The sequence below is a fragment of the Shinella sp. GW821-FHT11G07 genome (assembly GCF_058808115.1).
This window is the reverse complement of sequence record NZ_JBXARJ010000002.1, coordinates 494,071-519,524: the sequence shown is the minus strand read 5'-3', so window position 1 is coordinate 519,524 and position 25,454 is coordinate 494,071. Positions and strand designations below refer to the sequence as shown.

The following is a 25,454-nucleotide window of genomic DNA, read 5'->3' as shown; positions in this document are numbered from 1 at the left end:
CGGCCTCGATGCTGCGGGTGGATAGCGGCGCCACGAGGGCGCCGCCTTTGCTTTGTTTAGGTCAGGCGAATTCCAGATGCCTGCCGGTGGCGCGATCGACGCCGGCGTAGGAATCCGTCAGGCGGGCCTGGGCGTCCTTCACGTCGCGCGGCGGCGGCGACGGGTCGATGCCGACGAGCTTGGCGATGTTGTTGCCGAGATAGCCTTCCAGATCGTCCTCGGAGAGGTTGATGCCGTGCGGCGGGTCCTTGCAGAGCACTTCCAGTTCGCGCAGCCACATGCCCGGATCGTTCGGCGGGCTGTCCGTGCCGAAGACGATCTTGTTCTTCGGCAGCTGCTGGGCGAACTCCACGATGCGCGACTGGAAGCACCAGCCGGATTCGCAGTAGACGTTCGGCGTATCCATCGCCATCCAGAAGGATTCGAACGAGTAGTTGCCGCCCGTCTGGATGCCGAAATGGCCGATGATGAAGTTGACCATCGGGAACTCGCGGATGATCGGGTAGAACATCGTCGGGATGGTGTACGGACCGTCGCCGGTGTGGATGAGCACGACCACGCCGAGTTCGGCGCACTTCTTCATCGCCGGGCGCAGCCAGTCGAGTGCACGGTCGGGACGGTAGCCGTGCATGTTGGCGTGTAGCTTCAGCATCTTGAAGCCGTATTCCTTGACGTGGAATTCCAGCTCCGCCGCGCCGTTTTCGGGGCCCCAGCGCGGGTTGTAGTTGAAGTTGCCGATGAAGCGGTCCGGGTAAGTCTGGCACAGCTCGGCGCAATAGGCCATGTAGTCACGGATGCCGTCGCGGCCCTTGCGGTTGCCGTCACGGTAGCCGGTATTGCCCGGCGGTGGCTGGATGAAGCCCATGTCGATCCGGCGCGGCTTGCCGTTGATCATATAGGGGCCGTCCATCAGCTTCAGCATGCGCTCGCCGGTGAAGGGCGAACCCGTATGACGCCATGCCTCGTCCACGAGGTTCGTCGGGTGAAGATGGGTATCGATAATCATTGTTCACTCCGTTCAGTTTACGCGGCGAGCGAGACGCCGTGCTGGCGCAGATACGCCTCGGCTTCTTCGACGCTTGCCGGCGGCTTGGTCGGCTCGAGACCGATCATGCGGGCGGTGTTGTTACCGAGGTAATCCTCCAGCGTATCCTCATCGAGGTTGAGGCCCTGCGGCGGCTCGTGGCAGAGGACTTCCAGAAGGTTGATCCACATGCCCGGCTCGTTCGGCGGCGTATCGGAGCCGAAGAGGATCTTGTGCTTGGGCAGCACCTTGGCGAATTCGACGATGCGGGACTGGAGGCACCAGCCGGATTCGACGTAGACGCTCGGCGTATCCAGCGCCATCTGCATCGGCTCGAACACGTAGACGCCACCGGTCTGCACGCCGAAATGCGCAAGGATGAAGTTCACTTCCGGGAACTCGCGGATGATCGGGTAGAATTCCGTCGGGATCGAGTACGGACCGTCGCCGGTGTGCACCTTCACCATCAGGCCGAGCTCGGCGCACTTCTTCAGGGCCGGACGCAGCCAGTCGAGCGCACGGTCCGGGCGGTAGGCGTGCATGTTCGCCTGCAGCTGCACCATCTTGAAATCGAATTCCTTGGCGTAGCGTTCGATTTCTTCGGCGCCGTTCTGCGTGCCGTAGCGCGGGTTGTAGACGAAGCAGCCGAGGAAACGGTCGGGATGCTCCGTCACCATCTTTTCCGTATAGGCCATGTACTGGCGGATGGCGGCCTTGCCTTCCAGGTCCATGACTTCATGGGTGTAGATGGTGTTGCCCTGCGGCGGCTGGATGAAAGCCTTGTCGATGCGGCGCGGCTTGCCGTTCACATAGTACGGGCCGTCCATCATCTTCAAAAGCTTGTCGCCGGTGAACGGCGGTCCGTCGTGGCGCCAAGCCAGGTCCACCAGATCGGTGGGGTAGCAGCTTAGGTCAATGATCATTCTTGTTCTCCTGTCGTAGAGGGTCCGGTCGATGCGGGGCCGCGCGATAAACGCCAGGCCGGCGAAAAGCCGGCATGGATGCGCGATCTCAGGAAATGCCGATGACAGGAAAGGAAAATTGGTGCGGACGCCGCAGGGCAACCACAACCAACAGGTGTTCCTTTTACAGTGAGCATCGACATCGCGGCCTCATCTTCCAACAGACGGTGAGCAATTGTCGGTGCTTCTACTCGACGTCGAAAAAACCACGCGGCAGGCTTTATGTCAATTAAAAAATCAATCTAAGATATTATTTTTAAATGATAATTTATGAAAACAGGAAAGCCCGCCCGCGCGCTGGAGGGGGCGCGGGCGGTTCAGACAGGGACTTGAGCAAGCGATCTACGAGGGGAGAAGCCCCGCTAGGCCGCAAGGCATGCGCGCAAGTTCCGGTCTATGCCGTCACGGTCGAGATTGCGGCCGATGAAGACAAACTTCGACTTCCGCGTGTCCTCGCCCCAGGCGTGGTCCGGGCGAAAATCGACCAGCTTGTGCACCGCCTGGAGCACGAAGAAGCGCTCGTCATTGGCCACGGAGACGATCCCCTTGGTGCGGAAGATGTCATCGCCGCGCTCGCCGAGATAGTCCTTCAGGAAGGTGGCAAGCTTCTCGCCGTCGAAGGAATGCGGATAGACGAAGGAGTGGGATTTTACCGTCGCATCGTGGCTGTGCGGGCGCAGGGCGGATGTGGGCGGGTGGCCGTGGCCGTGGTCATGATCGTGATGGTGCGTATGGTCATGGTCCGGGTGGTCACAGGCCGCGTCGTGGCATTCGTGATGTTGTCCATGATCGTGATCCGGATGGTCGCAGGCCGCATCGTGGCATTCATGGTGATGATGGCCATGCGCGTCGTGGTCATTATCCATGTCGATATCCAGGATTTCTGCCCGCTCGCGCACATAGGACGGCCGGAAGCCGTTGACGCCGAGGATGTTGGACAGATCCACCTTGCCATAGGTGGAACGCAGGATCGGCGCCGTCTGATTGAGCTTGCGCAGCGATGCTTCGAGCGAGCCGAGGGCTTCTTCTGACGCAAGGTCGATCTTGTTGACGAGAATGCGGTCGGCCGCGACGATCTGGTTGACCGCCTGGTTGTCGCTGCCGTCGAGCACCGGATCGTAGAGGTGCTGGTCGATATGCATGGCATCGACAAGCGTGACGATGGCGTCAAGATCGACCTCATCGGCGACGCTGCGGTCGACGAAAAAGGCGGTGGCGACGGGTGTCGGGTCAGCCAGGCCCGACGTCTCGACGATGATGTGGTCGAACTTGTCCTTGTGGCTGAGCAGCTTCTTCATCACGTCGATGAGGTCGTTGCGCACGTCGACGAAGCAGCAGATGCAGCCGTTCTGCATCTGGAAGATTTCCTCGTCTGAGGCGAGCACCAGGTCGCTGTCGACATCCACTTCGCCGAACTCGTTCTCGATCACAGCGATGCGGTGACCATGCCGTTCGGTGAGGATGTAGTTGAGCAGCGTCGTCTTTCCCGATCCCAGGAAGCCGGTGAGGATCGTGATGGGGAGCTTCTTGTTGGCCGGTTCGATATGCATGTTCATGCGCCCTTCTCCCTCAGTGCTTTCAGGATGTCTTCCGGAGTGATCGGATAATGGTGGAAACGGACGCCGATGGCGTCGTGGATGGCGTTGGCGATGGCCGGGCCGATGGCGATGATCGGGTCCTCGCCGACACCCTTGGCGCCCCACGGGCCGCCCGGGTCGGGTGCGGCTTCGAGGATGATCGTCTCGATGTCCGGCATGTCCATGGAGAGCGGCATCTTGTAGTCGACGAGGCCGGCATTGAGCGACCGGCCGGTCTTCTTGTCGATGACGTAGTCCTCGGTCAGCGTGTGACCGATACCCTGCTGGATGCCGCCCTCGATCTGACCCTGCGCTGCGATCGGGTGGATGACCCGGCCGATATCGTGCACCGGTATGACGCGCTTGACCTCGACGATGCCGGTTTCCGTATCGACATGCACCTCGGTAAAATGCGCGGCGAAGGAATAGGATTTCGTCGGCTCGTAGGTGCCGTTCGCGACGATGTTGGCGGCGGGAATGCCACGCGACGGACCCATCGCCTCGGCCACCGTCATGAAACGGCCGACGTCGGATTTCAGGAAGATCGTACCTTCGCTGAGATCGAGTTCGACGGGCGAGACTTGCAGCTTCGTCGCCGCCCGTTCGAGCACGGCGGCGCGGACCTTGGTGGCGGCCATCTTGGCGGCGGTGCCGACGAGATAGGTCGTGTGGCTGGCAAAAGCGCCGATATCCCACGGCACCACGTCCGTATCGCCATGGATCGTGCCGACATCCTCGAAGCGCACGCCGAGTTCTTCCGCGACGATCTGTGCCAGCGCGGTGTGCGCGCCGGTGCCGAGGCCGGCCGCCCCGGTGAGCAGCGTCACCGTGCCGTCCTCGTTGACCTTCACGGTGGCGTTGCCCTGCTCCTTGATGCCGGGATAGGCGGAGGAACCGTGCATTTCGCAGCCGACGCCCCAGCCGATGCGGATGTGCGGCTGCCTGGGGTTCGGCGTGCGGTCGCGGTTGCGCAGCGTCTCCCAGTCGAGCACGTCGATGCCGTGCTGGAGGCAGATTTCCAGCCCGTGACCGAGGATCGGGTGACCCGACGGCGCGATGTCGCCTTCCCGCACGACGTTCTTCAGCTTCAGCTCCGCCGGGTCCATGCCCAGCCGTTCGGCGGCCTCGTCCATCTGGATGTCGAGCGCATAATAGCTCTGCACCACGCCATAACCACGGAAAGCGCCGTTGATCGGCGTGTTGGTGTAGACGCAGCGCCCCTCCAGCCGCACGTTCTCGCAGCGATAAAGCGAGGTCGCGGCGGTGGTGCCGACGATCGTCACACCCGGGCCGTGCGAACCATAGGCGCCCGAATCGTAGACCAGCTTCATGTCACGGGCGACGAGGGTGCCGTCGTTCTTGAAGCCTTGCTTCAGCCAAATCTTGCAGGGGTGGCGCGCACGGCCGGCAATGAAGGTCTCGTGGCGGGTGAATTCCATCTTCACCGGACGACGAGTCTCTTTCGCAAGTAGCGCGCACAGAAATTCGTGCTGGAAACAGTCCTGCTTGGCACCGAAGCCGCCGCCCATGTGGTCGACGAGCACGCGCACCTTGGTGAGCGGCAGGCCGAGCACTTCGGCAAGGATGCCGCGTACCATGAAGGATGACTGCGTGGAGGTCCAGAAGGTCAGCTTGTTCGAGCCGTCCCAGTCGGCGATGCAGACATTCGGCTCCATATAGGCCGGATGCGGCCGACCGCCGGAAAACGTGCCTTCGAGCACGAAATCCGCCTCGGCAAAACCGGCCTCGACGTTACCGCGATTGACGCGCACCGGATCGAGCACCAGGTTGCCGCCCGGCCCGACCTCGTGGATCTGCGGGGCACCCGGCTGGGCCGCATCTTCCGGCTCGAAGACGGCCGGCAAGGCTTCGTATTCCACCTCGATCAGGTCGAGCGCCTCGTCGGCAATCTCCTCGCTGATCGCGGCGACAGCGGCAACGCCCTCGCCCCAGAACCGCACCTTGTCATCGAGGATATACTGGTCCTTGGTACACGAAGCCGAGCGCGGATGCGGCGAGCCGTAATGCAGCACGCGCGGCACGTTTTCGTGCGTCAGCACGGCCTTGACGCCCGGATAGGCGAGCGCCTTGCTGACATCGATGCTCTTGATACGCGCGTGGGCGACGGTCGCGCGCTTGGTCTTGCCGTACAGCATGCCGGCGAGCTTGACGTCACCGGTATATTCGGCCTCGCCCGTCACCTTTTCCAGCACGTCGTCGCGGCGCACGCTCTTGCCGACGATCTTGAATTCGCGCTCTTCGATAGGGGTGTTGATGTTCATGATCTTGCAGCCTCCATCTCGCGCGCGGCGGATTTGATCGCGTCGAAAATCTTGGTGTAGCCGGTGCAGCGGCAGATATTGCCGCTGAGGCCGAAGCGGATGTCTTCGTCGGTCGGACGCGGATTGTCGGCAAGCAGCTTCTTGGCCATCATCAGGATGCCCGGCGTGCAGAAGCCGCATTGCGAGGCGCCGTGCTGCATGAAGGCATCCTGCAAGGGATGCAGCGTATCGACGCTGGGCTGCAGTCCCTCGACCGTCTCGACCGAGCGGCCTTCGGCCTCGACGGCGAGCATCAGGCAGGCATTGACCGGCTCCCCGTCGACCAGCACGGTGCAGGCCCCGCAATCGCCGACGTCGCAGCCCTTCTTGGTGCCCGTAAGGCCGACATCGTCGCGCAGCGCGTCGAGCAGCGAGCAGCAGGTCTCCACCGCCATGTCGCGCGCCTCGCCATTGATGGTGAGTTCGACGATCCGTTTCATGCAAAAGCCTCCAGTGCCTGTTTGATGGCGCGGCCAGTCAACACGCCCACCATGTCGCGGCGGTAATCGGCGCTGGCGCGCACGTTGCTGATCGGCGTGCACTCTTCCATCGCCTTGTTCGCCGCGTTCTTGATCGTCGCCGCATCGAGCGCTGTGCCGCGCAGCAAGGCTTCGGCCTCCGGTGCCCGCAGCACGGTCGCGCCAACGGCGCCGAGTGCGATGCGGATGTCGTTGCAGAGGCCGTCCTCCATGGTGAGGCTGACGGCGACGCCGACGGTGGACAGTTCCATCGCCTTGCGGCGTCCATGTTTCAGATAGGCCTTGCCGCTGTTGTCCAGCGCCGGCGGCACGGTGATGCCGGTGACGATCTCGCCCTTGGCGAGCACGCTCTTGCCAGGTCCGGTGAAGAATTCGGCAAGCGGGACCACCCGCATGTTGGTGCGGCTGTAGATGTGCACGAAGGCGCCATCGGCGATCAGCGGCGGGATCGTGTCCGCCGACGGCGAGGCACGACAGATGTTGCCGACAACCGTGGCGCGGTTGCGCACCTGGATGGAGCCGAGCGACGCGAAGGCCGCGCGCAGGTTCGGATAGCGCTGGCACACCAGTGGCAGGCGCTCGAGCCGTCCCACAGTCACCAGCGCGCCAAATGTCAGGCCGCGCGCTTCGTCATAGGTGATGTCGGAGAGGCCGGGGATGGGCTTGATGTCGATGACATTGCGCACGCGGCGCAGCCGCTCCCGGATTTCGACCAACAGGTCCGTTCCGCCGGCAAACAGGAAGCTGTCGTCGCCAAGCTCGACAAGAAGGCGCGAGGCATGCTCCAGCGTTTCCGCCCGATGGTATTCAAAGCGTCTCATGGGATTTCCCTTGGTTCGGGGCTCCGGCGGCTCAGCGCCGCCGGACTATTGTCGGTTGCGCGTCAGGCCGGATCGGCCGCCGGTGCACCGTTCTTGAGGTTCGTCTCCTCGGTCTCTTTCGCGGGGATGCCGTTGAAGAGGATGTTGAGGAGCGCTGCGGCAAAGGTGCCGACGAGCACGCCGCTGTGCAGGAACTTCTCCATTGCCTCGGGCAGCTGGTCGAAGATCCTGTCCGCGACGACCGGCACCATGGCGAGGCCGACGCTGACGGCCACGATGTAGAGATTGCGCCGGTTGTTGGTGAAATCCACCTTGGCGAGAATCTTGACGCCGGTGGCCGAGACCATGCCGAACATCACGATCGCTGCACCACCCACCACGTAGCTCGGGATGGATGCGCTGATGAAGGCGACCTTCGGCAGCAAACCAAGCAGGATCAGGATGACGCCACCCGTTGCCACCACCCAGCGGCTCATGACGCCGGTGATCTGCAGCAGGCCGACATTCTGCGCATAGGTGGTGTAGGTGAAGGTGTTGAGGATGCCGCCGATAATGTTGCCGACGCCGTCGGTGCGGAGGCCGCGGGCGAGGTCCGCCTGAGAAATCTTGCGGCCCGCCATGTCGCCGACCGCAAGGATCTGCCCGGTCGACTCGACCATCATGACCGTCATGACCGCGCAGAGCGAGAAGATCGACCAGAACTCGAAGATCGGCCAGCCAAAGGCGAGCGGGTGGATGATCTGCACCCAATTGGCATCCCCTACCCCGGCGAAGCTGACCTTGCCGGCTACAACCGCGATGGCGAAGCCGATACAGATGCCGAGCAACACGGCAAGATTGGCCAGGAAGCCCTTCAGGAACCGCGTCAAAAGCAGGATCGAGACGAGCACGATCGAGGCCACGGCGAGCGCGAAGGGCGCACCATAGGCCGGGTTGGGGATCATGCCTTCCGGCCCCCTAATCATCGGCTGCCCGCCGGCCGCCCAGTTCACGCCGACACGCATCAGCGAGAGGCCGATGATCAGCATGACCGTGCCGGTGACAATCGGTGGGAAGAACCGTACCCATCGGCCGAAATACGGCGCGGCGAGAAGCGTGAAGATACCCGAGCCTATGACGGCGCCAATGACGCCGGGCATTCCGAGTTCCGGATTGGTGCCGGTCGCAATGATCGAGGGGACGGCCGTGAAGGCGATCCCCATCATAATCGGCAGGCGAATGCCGACATTACCGATGCCGAGCGCCTGGATGATAGTGACGATGCCACAACAGAACAGGTCCGCACTGACCAGCATGGCGATCTGTTCTTTCGGCAGGTGAAGCGCGCTGCCGATAATAAGCGGCACGGCGACCGCGCCGGCATACATGACGAGAACGTGTTGCAGGCCCAGAGCCACGAGGCTCGGGACCGGATACATCTTTTCGACGGGATCCGTCGTTACAGGTTTGGTCATTCGCTTTCCTCCCAGCGAATAGCGTTCCGGCGCGGTGCGGGCTTCTTGGCCTCGTGGTTTTGTCACCGCACGCCGTACGATGCGGATCATGCGGCTGGCCAAATCAGTAAACAATCGGCATAATTATATTTATTCATCCAACAATTGAATGAATTGATCGCCATGGACATCACGCTTAAGCAACTTCGGGCCTTCGTCACCGTGGCCAATCTCGGACAGTTCACGCTGGCCGCCGACAAGCTCGGCTCGTCGCAATCGGCCGTCAGCACGCTGGTGCGTCAGTTGGAAACGAACCTCAATCTGCGCCTCTTCGACCGGCACACGCGACTGCTGCGCCTCACACAGGCAGGCATGGACATCCTGCCGATCGCCGCGCGCGCCGTCTCGGACATCGAGGGCATGGTGGAAAGCTCGCGGGAGCTGAATGCACTCCGGCGCGGCAAGGTCTCCGTTGCGGCCGGCACGGTTCAGGCGGCCCTGATGCTGCCGCAGCTCGTCTTCGGTTTCACCAAGCTGTATCCGGAAATCGAGGTCGCGCTGCATGATGTGGCGGAAAAGGCCGTGCTGGAGCAGGTCGCCAACGGTTCGGTGGATGTCGGCATCGGCACGGTGCCGGATGACGACACCGAGCTTATGGGTACGCGCCTCACCACGGACGAATTCCTGGTGGTCCTCCACCCCGAAGACCCGCTGGTAAAGCTGTCGGAGCTTCGCTGGACCGATCTTGCCGACTGCAAACTGATCGGCCCGCAACGCGGCAACCCCATACGCGACCGGCTGGAAAGCGAGTTGGTGCGCAACGGCATCGTCCTGCCGCTCGACAAGGCGATGCAGGAGGTGGCGCTGCCGCTGACGATCATCGGCATGGTCGAGGGTGGCCTCGGCGTTGCGATCATGACCTCGGCAGTCACGCGGCTGGCGACCTCGATGGGGCTCATCGTGCGCACACCCACCGAGCCGCATATCAAGCGCGAGGTCAGCCTGATCCAGAAGCGGACACGCTCGCTGTCTCCCGCCGCGCGGCGGTTTCGCGATTTCCTGCTGAAGTCGGTGCATTAGCCGACCGTCGCACGATTGACCGCACGAAAATTCACGCGTTATCCTGCTGGCGCTGCTGGACCGCGCGAGGCACGGGCAGGCAGGGCGCAGCGGCCATTGGCTTTTGCTGCGCGCGGAGGCTGGCGCCGATAGGTGCTCCGGCCAGCCGCCGCTCCCACGCCAGACCAGGAGCACCCATGGCTCACTCCCTCAAGGGCAACGCCGCCCCTTCCGATGCCCCCGCGCAGCCCAATCGTCCCGACCTTTCCTCCGACGCCATCCGTGCCGCGAGGGAAGACCTTGCCGCCTGTTTCCGCATGGCGGCGCGCAACGGGTTCGAAGAAGGCATCTGCAACCACTTTTCGGCGGTCGTGCCGGGGCACGATGATCTCTTCATCGTCAATCCCTATGGCCATGCCTTCCGCGAGCTGACGGCTTCCAAACTTCTGATCTGTGATTTCGACGGCACCGTCATCGATGGTGACGGCGCACCGGAGGCGACGGCCTTCTACATCCACGCCGAAATCCACCGCCGCCTGCCGCGCGCCAGGGTGGCCTTCCACACGCACATGCCCTACGCCACCGCCCTCTCCATGACGGACGGCCCACCGTTGATTTGGGCCGGGCAGACGGCGCTCAAATTCTACGGCCGCACCGCGGTGGACGAGAATTACAACGGCCTGGCGCTCGACCACCGTGAGGGTGCGCGCATTGCCGCGGCAGCCGGCGATGCGGACATCGTCTTCCTGAAGCACCACGGCGTGCTCGTTCTGGCGCCAACCATCGCCGAGGCGTGGGACGATCTCTACTATCTCGAGCGGGCGGCCGAGGTGCAGGTTCTCGCCATGTCGACTGGGCGCACGGTATCCCCGGTCGATCCGGCGATCGCGGAAGCCGCCTACCGGCAGATGCGCGAGGGCGACGCCGCCTCCGCGAGCGCCCATCTCAGCGCCATCCGCCGGCAACTCGACGCGGAAGAACCGCAATATCGGCACTGAATTTTCGAGGAGATGGCGCCGCCGGCCGTGCCATCGGCGCTGATCCGGAGAATTTCCAATCCCTTGATTGCGCTTGTCTTTCCAGAGGAAATTTCGCGACTGCGAGAAACCTTAGCACCTGCGATTATTACTGTTTTTTCATTAAATAATTGAAATAATGAATTTGTTTTAACTAATCGCCCGTGCTTTGTTTTCTGCCATAACAAGAAGGTGGGGACGAATGGTACGTGATACTCAAACTGCGTCGCTTGCAAATCTGGCACCCGGCCAGTCCTTTGCGCTCACGGGCGGAACCGTCATTCACGACGACGGTTCGCAATCGCTCAGCGACATCATCGTTGGAGCAGATGGGCGCATCGTCGCCGTCGAGCCCTACCTCGACACCGGCAGCTGCGGCGCCTGCGTGGACATCACCGGCATGCTGGTTTCGTCCGGCTTCCTCGATGCGCACCAGCACCTCGACAAGACGGGCGTGCTGCGCTTCACGCCCAACCCCTCCGGCACGCTGCAGGGGGCCCGCGAAGCCTTCGCCAAATATGCCCGCACCGCCGGCCCGGACGATATTCTCAAGCGTGCCACGCGCACCATCGAGCGATGTCTGTCACGCGGCACGACGGCCATCCGCAGCCACATCAACGTCGACAAGGATGCCGGCTTCCACGGCATCGAGACGCTGGCCGGTGTCCGTAATGCCGAAAGAGACCGCATCACCCTCCAGCTCGTCGCCTTCATGACGCCGCATCCCGGCCAGGATTTCGACTGGCTGGCAAAGAACATCGACGGCGCGGTGGCACTGGCCGATGCCGTGGGCGGCACGCCCGCCGTCTCCGAGGACCCACCGCGTTACCTCGACATGCTGTTTTCCGCCGCCGTGAAGGCCGGAAAGCCGGTCGACCTGCATCTCGATGAGCACCTCAGGGCCGATGTGCATCTGCTGGATGCCGCCCTCGAACGGGTCGAGCGGTTTGGCATGCAGGGGCGCACCGTGTTCAGCCATGTCTCCGTGCTGAGCGCCCTGCCCCGCTCGGATTTCCAGCGCATCGCCGAGCGCATGCTGGCGCTTGATGTCGGCGTGGTGACGCTGCCGGCGGCAAACCTCTACCTGCAGGGTCGCGATGCCGAGATGCTGCCGCCGCGCGGCCTGACCCGCGTGGCCGAACTGTACCGGGCCGGCGTCACCATCGCCACGGCCTCGGACAATATCCAGGACCCGTTCGTGCCGACCGGCTCCGGCGACATGCTGGAAATCGCCCGCTGGACATTGCTGGCCGGACATCTGCGCGGCGACGAACTTGCCGCCGCCCACCGCATGATCACTACCGCGCCGGCCCGCCTGATGGGCCTTGGCAAGGACTATGGCTTCAAGGCCGGTGCGCGCGCCGACTTCATCATAACGGACTGCATCGACACCGACACATTGGTTGCCGGTGGGCCGGACCGTGCTTTCGTCTTCTCGAAGGGGCGGCTGGTCTCGCACAGCGCCACAGAAACTATCCGCTCGCAGGAGGATGCATAGGGAACGACCACTCCGGGGGGATTGATACGCAATCTAATGGGAGGAACAGAATGAAGAAGACTTCAGTTTCACGTCGTTCGCTGCTTGCATCCACCTTCGCATTGGCCCTCGCCGGCTTAATCTGGCAGGAGCCAGCCCATGCCGGCGACTTTAAGATGGGCCTGCTTGTGCCCGGCAGCGTCGCGGAGGAAGGCTGGAACCGGATCGCCTATGACGCGCTGAAGCGGGTCGAGAAAGAGCTTGGCGCCAAGATCAGCTATGTCGAGCTGGCCGAAAACCCGGCCGCCTTCGAAAAGGCGTTCCGCGACTATGCCAGCCAGGGCTACCAGGTCGTGCTGGGACACGGCTTCCAGTTCCAGGACGCCGCCCTCACGACGGCGGAAGAGTTTCCCGATACCGTTTTCCTCATCTCGTCGAGCAGCGTCCATGAAGGCAAGGTCATCGGCCTCAACACCGATGCCAGCCAGCCGTTCTATCTCATGGGCGTGATCGCAGCGACGATGGGCAAGGGTGCCGGCCTCATCGGCGGCATGGAGATTCCGCCGATCGCGCATGCCTTCGAGGGGTTCCGGAAGGGTGCCGAGAGTGTGAACCCTGACTTTCCCGTCTCCACGGTCTTCATCAACAGCTTCACCGATGCCGGCGCGGCAAAGGAAGCCGCCGTCAGCATGATGTCGCAGGGCGCCGACTTCGTCGTTCCCAATGCGAACGCTGCGGGACTGGGCGTCATCCAGGCCACGCAGGAAGCGGGCGCGCAATCCGGCACATTCAGCGTCTACAGCGACTACACGGAGGTCGCCCCCAAGAACATCCTCGGCACGTTCATCGCCGATTACGGTCAAGGCATCGTGCGCATCGTCTCGGGCATTCGGGACGGCACCGTGCCGCAAAGCAATGTCGACTTCGGCCTGAAGGACAAGGACGTCATCAAGTTCACCTTCAACGACGAAGCCGCCAGATCGATACCGCAGGACCTGCGCAAACACCTGGAGGAGGTGAGCGCGAAGATCGTTGCGGGCGAGATCCAGACACGCGCGAAATAAGCGCGGTTTATGGGAACTTATCAAATGGGAGGAAGATCAATGAAACTTTCAAGAAGAACATTCCTGGAAGGCGTGGCCGCATTGTCCATCGCCATGTCCACGCCGGCAATGGCCTATGCCGAAGACCTGAAGATGGGCTTGCTTGTGCCCGGCAGCGTTTCGGAAGAAGGCTGGAACCGCATTGGTTACAACGCGCTGAAGGGCGTGGAAGACCAGCTCGGCGCCAAGATCAGCTATGTCGAACTGCAACAGAACCCCGCTTCGTTCGAAAAGGCGTTTCGCGACTATGCCAGCCAGGGTTACAAGGTCATCCTCGGCCATGGCTTCGAATTTCAGGACGCCGCGCTGGAGGTCGCCCTCGACTATCCGGACACCTACTTCCTGATCTCGTCGAGCAGCATTCATGAAGGCAATGTCATCGGCCTCAACACCGATACCAGCCAGCCCTTCTATCTGATGGGCGTCATCGCCGCGAAGATGGGCCGCAAGGCCGGCCTCGTCGGCGGCATGGAAATTCCGCCGATCCAGCAGGCCTTTGCCGGTTTCAAGAACGGCGCGAAGAGCATCAACCCGGACTTCCCGATCAGTGAAGCCTATATCGGCAACTTCACCGATACGACGGCGGCCAAGGAAGCGGCGCTGAGCATGATCGCCCAGGGGGCCGACTTCGTCGTGCCGAACGCCTCGGGCGCCACGGTCGGCGGCTATCAGGCAATCTCCGAATCCGGCCCGGACGTGCGTTCCTTCTCGATCTTCAGCGACTTCACCCCGGTCGCGCCCAACAACATTCTCGGCCTCTATGTCGCCGACTATGCGCAGGGCGTGGTGGAAGTGGTGCGCTCGATCAAGGACGGCAGCCCGCCGACGGAAAATGTCATCTTCGGCCTCAAGGACCCGAAGGTCATGTCCTTCACCTTCCGCGATGACGGCCCGGTCTCCGTGCCGGAAGACATCCGCGCCGAAGTGAAGGCGATCAGCGACAAGATCGTGGCTGGCGAGATCAAGACCGGCGAGTAACCGGACCCCGCGCTGCGGCCGGCCATCCGGCCGCAGCGCATCCTTGCGCGCCACACCAACATCCGGACCAATCCATGGCACAGATAAACCAGGGAGTGCGTGAGAACGTGTATCCTCAGACCGTCAACGCCCTCTACCGCACGCTCTCGCAGGCCGCGATCAGCCTCGTGACACCCCTCGCCGCAGTCCTCGTCGCCCTTGCCTGCGGCGCCGTCCTGCTCTGGCTCAACGGCTTCAACGGAAGCGACGTCGTCACGGTGATGATTTTCGGGTCCTTCCAGGACATGCGCTCGGTCGGCGAAATCCTGCTGAAGGCGACCCCGCTCATCCTGATCGGCGCGGGGCTCTGCGTCGCCTTCCGATGCAGCATCTGGAACATCGGTGCAGAGGGCCAGCTCTATGTCGGGGCGATCGCCGCAACGCTGGTCGGCACCAGCATCGATGGCCTTTCTGTCTGGGTGCATGCGCCGCTCGTCATGCTGGCGGGCGCCGTCGCGGGTGCGGCCTGGGCCGGGATTGCCGGTTATCTGAAGGTACGCTTCCAGGCGAGCGAGATCGTCACGACGATCATGCTCAACTACATCGCCATCATCCTGACGAGTTATCTCGTCACCGGACCGATGAAAGATGCCAGTGCTGCCTATCCGCAGTCCGCCCGCCTTGTGCGCGAGGCATGGACGCCGCGCATCGTCTCCGACATGCGCCTTCACATCGGCATTCTCGTCGCCGTAGTGCTGGCAGTCGCGCTCTACATCTTCCTGCAAAGAAGCAGCCGCGGATTTGCCCTGCGCGTCGTCGGCCTCAACCCGCATGCGGCACGCTATGCCGGCATGAATGTCGGCCGCAACATCATGATCGCCATCTGTATCAGCGGCGCAATGGCTGGCCTTGCGGGCGCCTTCGAGGTCGCCGGTGTCACGCATCGGCTCTACCAGAACATTTCGCCCGGCTACGGCTTCGAGGGTATCGCCGTGGCGCTGCTGGCCAGCAACAATCCGCTCGCAGCAATCCTCTCGGGCGGGCTGTTTGCGACGCTCCGCTCCGGCTCGGAAGTCCTCCAGATCTCCTCGCAGGTGCCTCAGGTCCTAGTGCTGGTCATCCAGGGAATCGTCATCCTGTCTGTCGTCGCCTTTGCCAAGTTGCGCGACATCATCAGGATCGTGGCCTGAAAGAATGGAAACTCCCGCAAGGAATTTACCTTGCGTGAAAACAAAAACTTAGGCGACACTCCTGAAGGGTTTTCTTAATGGACGACATGATGTTCCTCACCTTCCTCGCGACGCTCGCCGGCGCCGCCTGGAGGCTTGCGACACCCCTCATCTTCGCCTCGATCGGAGAGGTCTTTTCCGAGCGGGCGGGCGTGCTCAATATCGGCCTGGAAGGCACCATGCTTGTCGGCGCCTTCTGCGGCTTCGCGGCGGCCTTTGCGACCGGCAGCGTTCTTCTGGGCCTTCTCACCGGGGTCGCCGGCGGAATGCTGTTCGGCCTGATCTTCGCCTTCTTCACGATCACTATCAAGGCGGACCAGATCGTGGTGGGCGCAGCACTCAACCTGCTCGGCATGGGCCTCACGGCCTTCCTCTTCCGCACGTACTATGTCTCGACCGGCAAAGGCATCGAGATCGCCCAGCCGGTCCATATTCCCTGGCTTAGCGACCTGCCCTTTGTCGGCGAGGCTTTTTTCCAGCAGAACCTTATCGTCTATTCAACGATCCTCGTCGCCGTCCTCGCCACCCTCATTCTCTACCGCACCTCGTTCGGCCTGACGCTGCGCGCCGTCGGCGAACATCCGAAAGCCGTCGATGTCGCCGGCCGCAATGTCGCGGCCTATCGCTACGGCGCAGTCCTGGTCGGCACGGGGCTTGCGGGGCTCGGCGGCGCGTTCCTGACGCTTGGCCATTCCAACCAGTTCGTTGAAGGCATCACATCGGGTCGCGGCTTCATCGTGCTGGCCGTGGTCGTGTTCGCAAGGTGGTCGCCGATCGGCGCCTTCTTCGTCTCGCTGCTCTTCGGCCTGTTCTATGCCTTGCAGCTCATGCTTCAGGCCCAGGCATCCATCGTCGTGCCCTACCAGGTCCTGCAGGCGCTTCCCTACATCATGACGATCATCACGCTCGTCGTGGTCCGCGGCAAGGGTGCAGCACCGAGCAAGCTCGGCCAGCCCTACGAGATGAGGTAACGGATATGTCCCAAAAACCCTTCCTGCGCATCGACAATATCCGCAAGCGCTTCGGCCCGATCATCGCCAGCGACGGCGTGTCACTGGAAATCCAAGAGGGCGAGATCCATTCACTGCTCGGTGAGAACGGCGCCGGCAAGAGCGTGCTGATGAGCATGATCTGCGGCATGGTGCGGCCCGACGAGGGCGAGATCATCTACAAGGGCGAGACCGTGCGCTTCAACAGCCCGCGCGAGGCGATCCGCCAGCATATCGGCATGGTGCACCAGCATTTCATGCTCGTGCCGAACCTCACGGTCGCGGAAAACTACATCCTCGGGCAGGGTTCGGGGCTGCGCGTCATCAACGACATGGACAAGGTGCACGCAAAAATCCGCGAACTCAGCGATCGCTATGCGCTCGACGTGCGCCCGGACGCGCTCATCGAGGATCTTTCCGTCGGCGAACAGCAGCGCGTGGAAATCCTGAAAACCCTGTTCCACGGCATCGACCTCTTGATCCTCGACGAGCCGACCGCCGTGCTCACCCCCCAGGAAACAGACCGCCTGCTCGCCCTGATGCGCGACCTCGTAAAGGATGGGAAGACCGTCGTCTTCATCTCCCACAAACTGGACGAGGTGATGCGCGTCAGCGACCGCATCAGCGTCATGCGCGATGGGCGCGTGGTCAACACCGTCAACGTCGCCGATACGGATGCGCGCGGACTTGCGCGCATGATGGTGGGCCGCGATGTCGGCATGGAACTGCCTCGCAACCCCGCCGCTCCCGGCCCGCTCGTGCTGTCAGTCGAAAATCTCACCTGTCGCAGCGAGGCCGGGCTTCCGGCGGTGCGGGGTGTGAGCCTTCACGTGCGCGCCGGCGAGATCGTCGGCATCGCCGGCGTTTCCGGCAATGGCCAGACCGAACTGTCGCTGGCGCTGTCCGGCCTGCTACCGGTCGATGCCGGCCGCGTCGTGCTCAACGGCAAGGACATCACGGGCCTCGATCCCGCCCGCATCAATGCCTGCGGCTTTTCCCACATCCCGGAAGACCGGCACAAACACGGTATCGTCATGTCGCTATCGCTCAGCGAGAACACCATCCTCCAGCGCTACGACCAGCCGCCCTTTGCCGCGCGCGGCATGCTGAACCGCAACGTGATCGGCGAACACACCCGCGATCTCATCAAGCGTTTCCGCGTCAAATCCCGCAACGAGGAGCAGCGTATCGGCGACCTTTCGGGCGGCAACCAGCAGAAGCTGGTTGTCGCGCGGGAACTCGCCCGCAATCCGGATTTCATCCTCGTCAATCAGCTCGCCCGCGGCATCGATATCGGCGCAATGGAGTTCGTCATGGAGGAGATGCTGAAGCAGCGCGACAACGGGCGCGCCATCCTGCTCATCTCCACGGAGCTGGAGGAACTCTTCGCCATCTGCGACCGCATCCTCGTGATGTTCCACGGCGAAATCCTCGGCGAACTGCCGCCGGACCGCACCCGTCTCGAGGAACTCGGTTTGCTGATGGCGGGCAAAACGGAACAACCGGCGCTTGCGGGCTAGCGCGGAACGCTACCATTTCCTTCGACGTGTGATGCTGTCCTTCAACAGAAAGGAACTACGCATGGCTTTACTGCACAGAATGGCTCATTTCGCCGTCACTGCGGCTCTCAGCCTGGCAATGACTGGTCGCACCGTCGAAGCCGCCAGTTTCGAAAGCGAATTGATAGAGTCCAAGGCGTTACGTAGCGTCATCGAGGGCACGGCGAAGGCCGACCTCCTGATCAAGAATGTCAAGATCGTCGATGTGTACCGCGATGGCGTCTTTCCCGGCGCGCTGCTCATCAGCAATGGCAAGATCGTCGCGATCGATCCGGACAAGGCGACAGCGAAGGAGGAGTTCGATGGACAGGGACTGTACGCCGTTCCCGGCCTGATCGACGGACATTTTCATTTCGAATCGCAGCTCGTGACGCCCACAGCGCTTGCACAAGCCATGGTTCCACGCGGTGTCACCACCGTCTTTGCCGAGTGCCTGGACCTGGTGAGCGCCGCCGGCGACGACGGACTAAAAGCCGCCGAAATCCTCTTCAACAGGCACGAGGAGTTACCCTACCGCATCTATCCCTTCGCACCGGGCAAGAAGGTCCGCGGTGATATCACCAGGGCGATGCTGGATTGGGATTTCGTTGCCGGCCTCGGCGAGCTGAACCCGTCCAATCTCTTCGACAACGATGATGAGGACCTCCGCAAGATCGCCTACGCCCGCTCGAAGGGCAAATTGATCTCAGGCCATGTCGGCGACGTAGGAGCTCACCGTGAAAACCTCTTCCCGGCACTCGGCACGATGGACGACCATGACAGCTGGAGCGCGGATGATATCGCGAACAACCTGAAGATCGGCCTTCCCTCCTTTCTGCTTTACGGGCTGCATGGCGTGGACAACATTGTGCCGGGAATCGTCAACGAACGCCTTCCGACGGAAAACATCATGATGTCGACCGATAACCTATCGGTGGAGCATATGATGGAGGTCGGAAACCTCGATGCCGCCGTGCGGGAATCGATCGCGTATGGACTGGACCCGATCAAGGCGATCAAAATGAGTAGCTACAATACCGCTCGGCACTTCAAGCTGGAGGACAGACTGGGCTCGCTAGCGCCCGGACGGTTCGCCGACGTCCTCCTTGTAGATAACCTGCGCAGTTTCACACCCAAATATGTGTTCAAGGGCGGCCGTCTGGTCGCGCGGGACGGAAAACTGCTGGTGAATGCCGATATCGACTACTCGGCCCTCGTCACACAACCCGCCAAGGGCCTCGACGGATTCGGTCTCGATGACTTGAAGGTTGCGCCCCTGGAAACGGCGGCCGATGGCAAGAGCGCAAAGGTTACGATTTTCAATTTCTTCGGTTTCGGACCCGAGGGTTTTTCCCGCGACGTCTGGCTTCCCGTTGAAAATGGCGCGCTCCTACCTGAACTGAATGGCGAAAAGCTGCTCCACTTCGCCATCATCGAACGCTTCCCAAAGAGTGGCGTCCGGAAGGTCAAGACCGGCTTCATACGGCAATTCGCCCTGAACGCGGGCGCGCTCGCAATCGGTTTCTCCGCACCCCGGCCGAACGTCATCGCCATGGGCACCGATCCTTCCGACATGCTGGCGGCCATCCAAAAGGTGGACGAGAGCCTCGGCGGATACGTCGTCGCCAAAGGTGGAGAGATTAAAGTGAGCCTGCCGATGAACATCTACGGCATGATGACCACCTATTCCGTCGATGATCTGATCAAGCGGTCGAAGGAACTCGACCGAGCCCTCGAAGAACTCGGTCATCCAAAATCGGGCGCCGCAGTGAACAAACTGCTCGAGGTGTTCTACCTCGCCGATCGCCATCATTTTCTGGACTGAGAGAGGACGGAACACATATCGGCCGATAGCACGGGTGTTGAGACCCTCGCCTCCGCAAGGTTTGCTGATGGCGGACAAAACGGAACAACCGGCGCTTGCGGGCTAGACAGGGATGGCTGCGGCAGGGTTTGATGGCGGTCGCATAAACAGGAGGGCAGCACGCCCATGAACATAACCCTGCGGCAACTCAGGGCCTTCATCGCGGTGGCCGAGCTTGGCCAGTTCAATCTCGCCGCCCGGCACCTCCACCTCACCCAGTCGGCAGTCAGCATCCTCGTCCGCGACCTGGAAACGGAGATCGGCGTGCGCCTCTTCGACCGGCACACCCGGATGGTCTCGCTCACCCTTGTCGGCCAGGAATTCCTGCCGCAGGCGCGAAAGATCCTGAAGGACCTGGAGCTGGCCGTCGGTGACGTGCGCGACAATGCCTCGCTGAAGCGTGGCCAGGTGACGATCGCCGCCGCAATCGTGCTCGCCGCCACCGTGGTGCCGCCGATCCTCGCGCGGTTCCTGCGCATGTATCCGGAGATCACCGTCAACATCCGCGACATGCCGGAAGAGCAGATCACGCCCGCCCTCAAGCGCAACGAGGTCGACATCGCGATCGGCACGCTTTCGGAAGACGACCCCGAGATTGCCGCAACCCCGCTGCTGCGCGACAAGCTGATGCTCGTCTGCCGGGAGGATCACCGCTTCGCCAAGCGCAAATCCGTGCGCTGGGCCGAATTGAAGGACGAAACCCTCATCACGCTCGCCGCATCCAATCCGCTGCGCAACATCGTCGAGCACAATCTCATCCGTGTCGTGCCGAGCTACCGGCCAAAATACGAGGTGCGTTTCTCGACCACAGCGATCAGCATGATCGCCGCCGGCATGGGGGTCGCCGTCTTGCCGGAAAACTCAAGCCAGCTCGCTTCCGCCGTGCGGGTGATGACCGTCGACCTCATCGAACCGCATGTCATGCGCGACGTCTCCGTGCTGCAACGCCGCCATCACAGCCTCTCGCCGGCCGCCGAACATTTGAAGGCCGTGTTCGTTGCCTGGGCTGCCGAGAAAACGGGACCCACCATTCGCAGTTGAGGGCGCCCCGTTCTTCACGGAGCGCCCTGCCCTTTGTTTTCACAGGTCCGGGTTGGCGTTACACCGCCTGCGGCACGCTCGTGTCCTGCCCGATCAGGCCGATGACCCGCTCCACGGCCGAGGGGATCGGTCCGATCACCGGCGTATCAAAAATCTGCCGCAGCTGATCGGCGGCCTGGCCGAGCGGGCCGCCGCCGATGATCACGGCTTCCGCACCGTCCAGCTCGATACAGGCGCGCACCGCGCCCGCCAGCGCTTCAGTCAGAAGGCCGGTATTGGATGCAAGTGCGACTGGATCGCCCTCCGTACAGCGCACGCCCGTATAGAGCTGGGCAAGGCCGAGGTCATGGGCGCGCTGGTCGATGGCTTCGATAAGGTCCGGCGTCGAGGTTGCGACGCCGAACTTCTTGCCGCCCTGCGAGGCCTCGATCATCGAGGCCTCGCAGATGCCGACCACGGGAACAGCGACCTTGCGGCGAAGCTCGGCAAGGCCGGGATCGCCGAAGGCGCTGACGATGATCCCCGCACAATCCCGACCGTGCACGGTGCCCAACTCGACCACCTGTGCGGCAGAGGCTGTCAACTGCTCGGGCGTGACGATCATGGCCGGGCTGCGGCTGGCCGTCACGGCCTTCACGTCCAGCCTCTCGGCTGCGGACCTCAGCGCGATGGCCTGCATCATGTCGCTGGTGGTCTCGGAACTGTTGGGATTGATCAACAGTATGTGCGGGGTCATTACGCTTATGCTCCTGCCTTGAGGGGTTCGACTGCGATGTCGTCGCTCTTGCCGATGACATCCGCACGCTGCGTGAGGTCTTCCATGGACATGCCATAGGTTTCCGGCCCGAGGCGGATGCAGACGGCGAAGACCGCATACATGGCAGCCGCGAGACCGAAGACGCCGCCCATGCCGTAGCTATCGAACAGGGCACCCGAAATGGTCGGCACGAAGGAACCGGCAGCCGAACCCGTCGCCAGGATGAAGGCGACGCCGAAGGCGCGGATGCGGGTCGGGAAGAGTTCCGGCGCATAGATCCAGATCGAGGTGTTCAGCAGAAGCACGAAGAACTGGAAGAGCGCGCCGAAGAACAGCACCAGGTAGATGGTGGTGCCGAGATACATGATGGCGAGTGCGGCAAGGCAGGCGCAGATCGCACCGGTCGTCAGCACCCTTTTGCGCGGGAAGTAGTAGCCGAACATCGAGGCCGCAATGGCACCGAGAACACTGCCGCTCTGGATGATCATGCTGTAGAGCAGGCTGCCCTGCAGCGTGTAGCCCATCTCGATGAAGATGATCGGCATCAGTGTGAGAACGGAAAGCTGCGCGCCATAGCTCATGAGGATGGCGATCGATACCGGAATGATACGACCAAGGAACGGCGCGCGGAAAAGCTCCTTCCAGGCCCCCTTGGCGGCCGGCGCTTCGCTCTCCTTGTCCTTCGTCAGATATTCCTTCACCACAAGGTTACTCGGACGGAGTGACCCGGATTCCAGCACCGAGAGCACCTTGTTCGCCTCGTCGATGCGTCCTTGGGATGCAAGGAACCGTGGCGTTTCCGGCACGTAGCGGCGATAGAACACCACCAGCAGGGCTGGCAGTGCAAGCGAGGCAAACAGCCAGCGCCAGCTATCCTCACCCGGGAAGATGCTGAAGATCATCAGTCCGTAGACGGGCGCCAGGAAGTTGCCAAAACCGCCCGCGCCCACATTGACGAGGCCGGCCGCCGTTCCTCGGAATTTCGGCGAGCAGAATTCCGACAGCATGGTGACGGCCGTCGAGATTTCCCCGCCGACGCCAAAGCCGACGATCGCCCGGGCGATGCAGAGGAACATGAAGTCCGGTGCCAGCGCGCAGGCTGCTGAGCCCAGCGAAAACAGCAAGAGATTGAAGGTCAGCATGACGCGGCGGCCATAGCGATCGCCGAGGATGCCCGAAAGCAGGCGCCCGATGGCTGCACTGCCGAACGTGATTGTATTCAGGAAGCCGATATCCGTGCCGGTCAGACCCCAATGCTCCTTCAGGAGCGGCCCGGACACGCCGATCGTATTCTGTTCGAAACTGTCGAACAGGCACCCGATCAGCACCAGCGCGATGATCTGCTTATGCGCACCGGTGACCCCGATGCGGGTGAGCGCCCCCTCCAATTGACGGATTGCCGGCGATGATTTGCCGGACTGCACCATACCTTCTGCTGCCATAGTCTCCTCCTCCTTCTGGCATCAATAAGAAAATTGATTTTCATACAATACATTAATGAAATCCATTTTTCAACAAACTTGATGACAGTTTCGCCACACACGCTTGCGAAGTCCGGCCAGTCCGTTACAACCTTGATTTAATGAAAGAAGGCGATGAATGAGATGAGTTCCACGGATCGTTCGTTCCTGTTTCGCGTGCGCGACGCGCTCAACGAACTGCATCCCGCCGAGCGGCGACTCGGTGACTTCGTCTGCGACTTTCCAGGAGAGCTTGCGAGCTATTCCGCGTCCGAACTTGCCAAGCTCGCCCAGGTCTCGAACGCCACGGTTACCCGCTTCGTCCGCCGGCTCGGCTATGAAAGCTACGAGGAAGCGCGCCGCCATGCGCGCGAGGAAAAACAGACGGGCTCGCGCCTGTTCCTCGCCGCCTCCACCGATGCCGCGGCAGCCCAGTCGGTGGCCGCCCATGTCGCCCAGGGCATTGCCAATCTGGAGGGCACCTTCGCGACGATCACCGATACACAGGTGGACGCGGTCGCCGATGCGATCCTCAATGCACGCAAGACCTGGGTCCTGGGTTTTCGCAGCAGCCACGCCTTCGCCGACTATCTGCAATGGCAGATGACGCAGGTGGTGGAAAACATCGTCGCCATTCCGGGCGCCGGGCAAACGCTTGGCGAACATCTCGTCAGCGTCACCGACAAGGACGTCGCGATCGTCTTCGGCCTGCGCCGGCGCGTGGCACAGATGGAGACCATCCTATCCGCAATCGAGAAAAGCGGCGCCAAGCTCCTTTATCTGACGGACGAAGGGGTCGCGCACCGCGCGACGGCGACGTGGCATTTCCGTTGCCAGACACTGGCGCCGGGCCCACTCTTCAACCATGTCTCGGTCCTGGCGATCTGTCACCTGATCGCAACGCGCGCCATCGAACGCGCAGGCGCTGCCGGTCGCACGCGCCTGCGCGGCATCGAGCGCTTCGGCGACACGCTGGAGGAACTATAGCCGTTCCCTCACATCCGCATCAGGGCCGGCCGTCGGTGAACTCGATGAGATCCCAGAGATTGCCGTAGAGGTCCTTGAACACCGCGACGACCCCGTATTCAGCGGTCTTCGGTTCCCGCTCGAAGGCCACGCCCTTTTCGACAAGAGCATGATAGTCGCGCCAGAAATCATCGGTGCGCAGGAAGAGAAAAACCCGCCCACCCGCCTGGTCGCCGACATAGCGCTCCTGGTCGGGCGACGACGCGCGGGCAAGCAGAACCGAGCACGTACCCGTTCCCCTCGGTCGCACCACAACCCATCGCTTGTCCTGCTCCGCCTGGTAACTGTCGTCGACCAGTTCGAAGCCCAGCGTGTTCACATAGAAGTCGATGGCTTCGTCATAGTCGCGGACGATGAGGGCGATATGGGCGAGGCTCTGATTCATGAAACGTTTCCTCATGACGACTGGGGGCTGGTTGGTTGGGTGGCTGCCCATTCTCGGGCTGTCCGCACAATGCCTGTCATCCTGCTTAAAGCCCGGTATCTGCCGCCGTCAACGTGAATGCTATTGTCGAGAGAATGGCTGCGGCATCGACTTTCGGAGCGAAAGATCGAGTAGAACGACATTACGGAATTAGCACACCTCGCCCTTCCGAACCGTCCCTGATATATCAGTCGACTTGCCAGTCGAATTGCGACATGCCAGTATGTGATATATCAGCGGAGCACCAGAACGTGGATAACGCGGCGTCGCAAGCCCACCTCGCCTATCTCGCCCTCGAGGGGCTGATCGTCACCCTCAAGCTGAAGCCGGGCTCGCTGGTGACCGAGCGCCAGCTCATCGAGCTTGCCGACCATGGGCGCACGCCGGTGCGCGAGGCGATCCAGAAGCTCGAATGGCAGGGATTGATCGCGGTGCGTCCGCGCGCCGGCTTGCAGATCACGGCAATCAGGCCGGACGACCATGCCAATGTCATGACGACGCGCCGGCAGCTAGAACCCCTCGCCGCCGCCCTAGTTGCCGAGCATGCCGAAGACCATCACCGCGAACAGCTCGTCGCCTGCGCGCAGGCCATGACGGCGTGCTCGATCCACTCCGATCTGGAGGGCTTTCTGGCAGCAGACAAAACCTTCGACGAGATCATGGAGGAAGCCTGCCCCAACCGCTATCTGACGGCAGCGCTCGCCCCCCTGCAAACCCATTCACGCCGTCTCTGGTTTACGCGCGCGGACAACCGGCACATGGATGGCTCGGTCGATCGGCATGTGAAGGTCATTCGCGCCATCCGCAACGGCGACAGGCTCGCCGCCGAAACGGCGATGACCGCTCTGATCGACTATCTCTCCGCCTAAGGACAAACAAAAAGGGCGACCCGAAGGC

The 25,454-nt window shown here is 62.3% G+C and carries 22 protein-coding genes; 12 read left to right on the top strand and 10 right to left on the bottom strand.

The features are described 5' to 3' along the window. Window positions 1–61 precede the first annotated feature (61 nt). The 7 genes from AC1RT2_RS05980 to AC1RT2_RS05950 all read right to left on the bottom strand — a co-directional run bounded on the left by AC1RT2_RS05980 (window position 62) and on the right by AC1RT2_RS05950 (window position 8,638). A complete protein-coding gene (locus tag AC1RT2_RS05980) occupies window positions 62–1,006 on the bottom strand; it encodes an amidohydrolase family protein (RefSeq protein ID WP_493100263.1) in 945 nt (314 codons plus the stop codon). A 17-nt stretch (window positions 1,007–1,023) separates the two neighbouring features. Next, window positions 1,024–1,947: an amidohydrolase family protein gene (locus AC1RT2_RS05975; RefSeq protein WP_069058732.1), complete on the bottom strand. Its 924-nt coding sequence runs from the start codon at window positions 1,945–1,947 to the stop codon at window positions 1,024–1,026. A gap of 401 nt (window positions 1,948–2,348) precedes the next feature. Further along, window positions 2,349–3,542: a CobW family GTP-binding protein gene (locus tag AC1RT2_RS05970; RefSeq protein WP_493100261.1), complete on the bottom strand. Its 1,194-nt coding sequence runs from the start codon at window positions 3,540–3,542 to the stop codon at window positions 2,349–2,351. After that, window positions 3,539–5,845, bottom strand: coding sequence for a xanthine dehydrogenase family protein molybdopterin-binding subunit (locus tag AC1RT2_RS05965; RefSeq protein WP_493100259.1), 2,307 nt, complete (start codon window positions 5,843–5,845; stop codon window positions 3,539–3,541). Before AC1RT2_RS05965 ends, AC1RT2_RS05970 begins: the two co-directional genes overlap by 4 nt. After that, a complete protein-coding gene (locus AC1RT2_RS05960) occupies window positions 5,842–6,324 on the bottom strand; it encodes a (2Fe-2S)-binding protein (protein WP_069058729.1) in 483 nt (160 codons plus the stop codon). Before AC1RT2_RS05960 ends, AC1RT2_RS05965 begins: the two co-directional genes overlap by 4 nt. Beyond that, on the bottom strand, window positions 6,321–7,184 hold the full coding sequence (locus AC1RT2_RS05955; RefSeq protein WP_493100257.1) for an FAD binding domain-containing protein: 864 nt from the start codon (window positions 7,182–7,184) through the stop codon (window positions 6,321–6,323). The genes AC1RT2_RS05960 and AC1RT2_RS05955 overlap by 4 nt, the downstream gene beginning before the upstream one ends. A 62-nt stretch (window positions 7,185–7,246) precedes the next feature. Continuing rightward, complete coding sequence (locus AC1RT2_RS05950; RefSeq protein WP_493100255.1) at window positions 7,247–8,638, bottom strand: nucleobase:cation symporter-2 family protein; 1,392 nt, start codon at window positions 8,636–8,638, stop codon at window positions 7,247–7,249. 162 nt (window positions 8,639–8,800) lie between these two features. Between AC1RT2_RS05950 and AC1RT2_RS05945 the strand changes: the two genes are divergently transcribed. From AC1RT2_RS05945 to AC1RT2_RS05900, 10 genes are all read left to right on the top strand, one after another. Continuing rightward, window positions 8,801–9,697, top strand: coding sequence for a LysR family transcriptional regulator (locus tag AC1RT2_RS05945; RefSeq protein WP_069058726.1), 897 nt, complete (start codon window positions 8,801–8,803; stop codon window positions 9,695–9,697). Between the two features lie 176 nt (window positions 9,698–9,873). Beyond that, window positions 9,874–10,674: an aldolase gene (locus AC1RT2_RS05940; RefSeq protein WP_493100253.1), complete on the top strand. Its 801-nt coding sequence runs from the start codon at window positions 9,874–9,876 to the stop codon at window positions 10,672–10,674. Between the two features lie 220 nt (window positions 10,675–10,894). Continuing rightward, window positions 10,895–12,190, top strand: coding sequence for an amidohydrolase family protein (locus tag AC1RT2_RS05935; RefSeq protein ID WP_493100251.1), 1,296 nt, complete (start codon window positions 10,895–10,897; stop codon window positions 12,188–12,190). A gap of 50 nt (window positions 12,191–12,240) precedes the next feature. Beyond that, complete coding sequence (locus tag AC1RT2_RS05930) at window positions 12,241–13,233, top strand: BMP family protein (RefSeq protein WP_493100249.1); 993 nt, start codon at window positions 12,241–12,243, stop codon at window positions 13,231–13,233. 39 nt (window positions 13,234–13,272) lie between these two features. Continuing rightward, window positions 13,273–14,250 carry a BMP family protein gene (locus AC1RT2_RS05925; RefSeq protein WP_069058722.1) on the top strand — a complete coding sequence of 326 codons (978 nt, stop codon included), beginning with the start codon at window positions 13,273–13,275 and terminating at the stop codon, window positions 14,248–14,250. Window positions 14,251–14,324: 74 nt separating this feature from the next. Further along, window positions 14,325–15,419, top strand: a complete 1,095-nt coding sequence (locus AC1RT2_RS05920) for an ABC transporter permease (protein ID WP_069058721.1) — start codon at window positions 14,325–14,327, stop codon at window positions 15,417–15,419. Between the two features lie 77 nt (window positions 15,420–15,496). Next, a complete protein-coding gene (locus AC1RT2_RS05915; RefSeq protein WP_493100246.1) occupies window positions 15,497–16,429 on the top strand; it encodes an ABC transporter permease in 933 nt (310 codons plus the stop codon). 5 nt (window positions 16,430–16,434) lie between these two features. After that, window positions 16,435–17,967, top strand: coding sequence for an ABC transporter ATP-binding protein (locus AC1RT2_RS05910; RefSeq protein WP_493100245.1), 1,533 nt, complete (start codon window positions 16,435–16,437; stop codon window positions 17,965–17,967). Between the two features lie 31 nt (window positions 17,968–17,998). Next, window positions 17,999–19,810, top strand: a complete 1,812-nt coding sequence (locus AC1RT2_RS05905) for an adenine deaminase C-terminal domain-containing protein (protein ID WP_493100243.1) — start codon at window positions 17,999–18,001, stop codon at window positions 19,808–19,810. 165 nt (window positions 19,811–19,975) lie between these two features. Next, the gene (locus AC1RT2_RS05900; protein ID WP_493100242.1) at window positions 19,976–20,890 is read left to right on the top strand and encodes a LysR family transcriptional regulator; all 915 of its coding nucleotides are present in this window, start codon (window positions 19,976–19,978) and stop codon (window positions 20,888–20,890) included. A gap of 58 nt (window positions 20,891–20,948) precedes the next feature. Here AC1RT2_RS05900 and AC1RT2_RS05895 read toward each other — a convergent pair whose 3' ends face one another. Both AC1RT2_RS05895 and AC1RT2_RS05890 read right to left on the bottom strand, forming a co-directional pair. Next, entirely contained in the window at window positions 20,949–21,626 is a 678-nt protein-coding gene (locus AC1RT2_RS05895) for an aspartate/glutamate racemase family protein (protein WP_493100241.1), read from the bottom strand. 5 nt (window positions 21,627–21,631) lie between these two features. Further along, window positions 21,632–23,089: an MFS transporter gene (locus tag AC1RT2_RS05890; protein WP_493100239.1), complete on the bottom strand. Its 1,458-nt coding sequence runs from the start codon at window positions 23,087–23,089 to the stop codon at window positions 21,632–21,634. 162 nt (window positions 23,090–23,251) lie between these two features. Here AC1RT2_RS05890 and AC1RT2_RS05885 point away from each other — a divergent pair, with 162 nt between their 5' ends. Next, window positions 23,252–24,094, top strand: coding sequence for a MurR/RpiR family transcriptional regulator (locus tag AC1RT2_RS05885; RefSeq protein WP_493100237.1), 843 nt, complete (start codon window positions 23,252–23,254; stop codon window positions 24,092–24,094). Between the two features lie 19 nt (window positions 24,095–24,113). Here AC1RT2_RS05885 and AC1RT2_RS05880 read toward each other — a convergent pair whose 3' ends face one another. Next, entirely contained in the window at window positions 24,114–24,518 is a 405-nt protein-coding gene (locus AC1RT2_RS05880; protein ID WP_493100235.1) for a VOC family protein, read from the bottom strand. Between the two features lie 254 nt (window positions 24,519–24,772). Here AC1RT2_RS05880 and AC1RT2_RS05875 point away from each other — a divergent pair, with 254 nt between their 5' ends. After that, on the top strand, window positions 24,773–25,426 hold the full coding sequence (locus tag AC1RT2_RS05875) for a GntR family transcriptional regulator (protein WP_493100233.1): 654 nt from the start codon (window positions 24,773–24,775) through the stop codon (window positions 25,424–25,426). The last annotated feature ends 28 nt before the right edge of the window (window positions 25,427–25,454 follow it).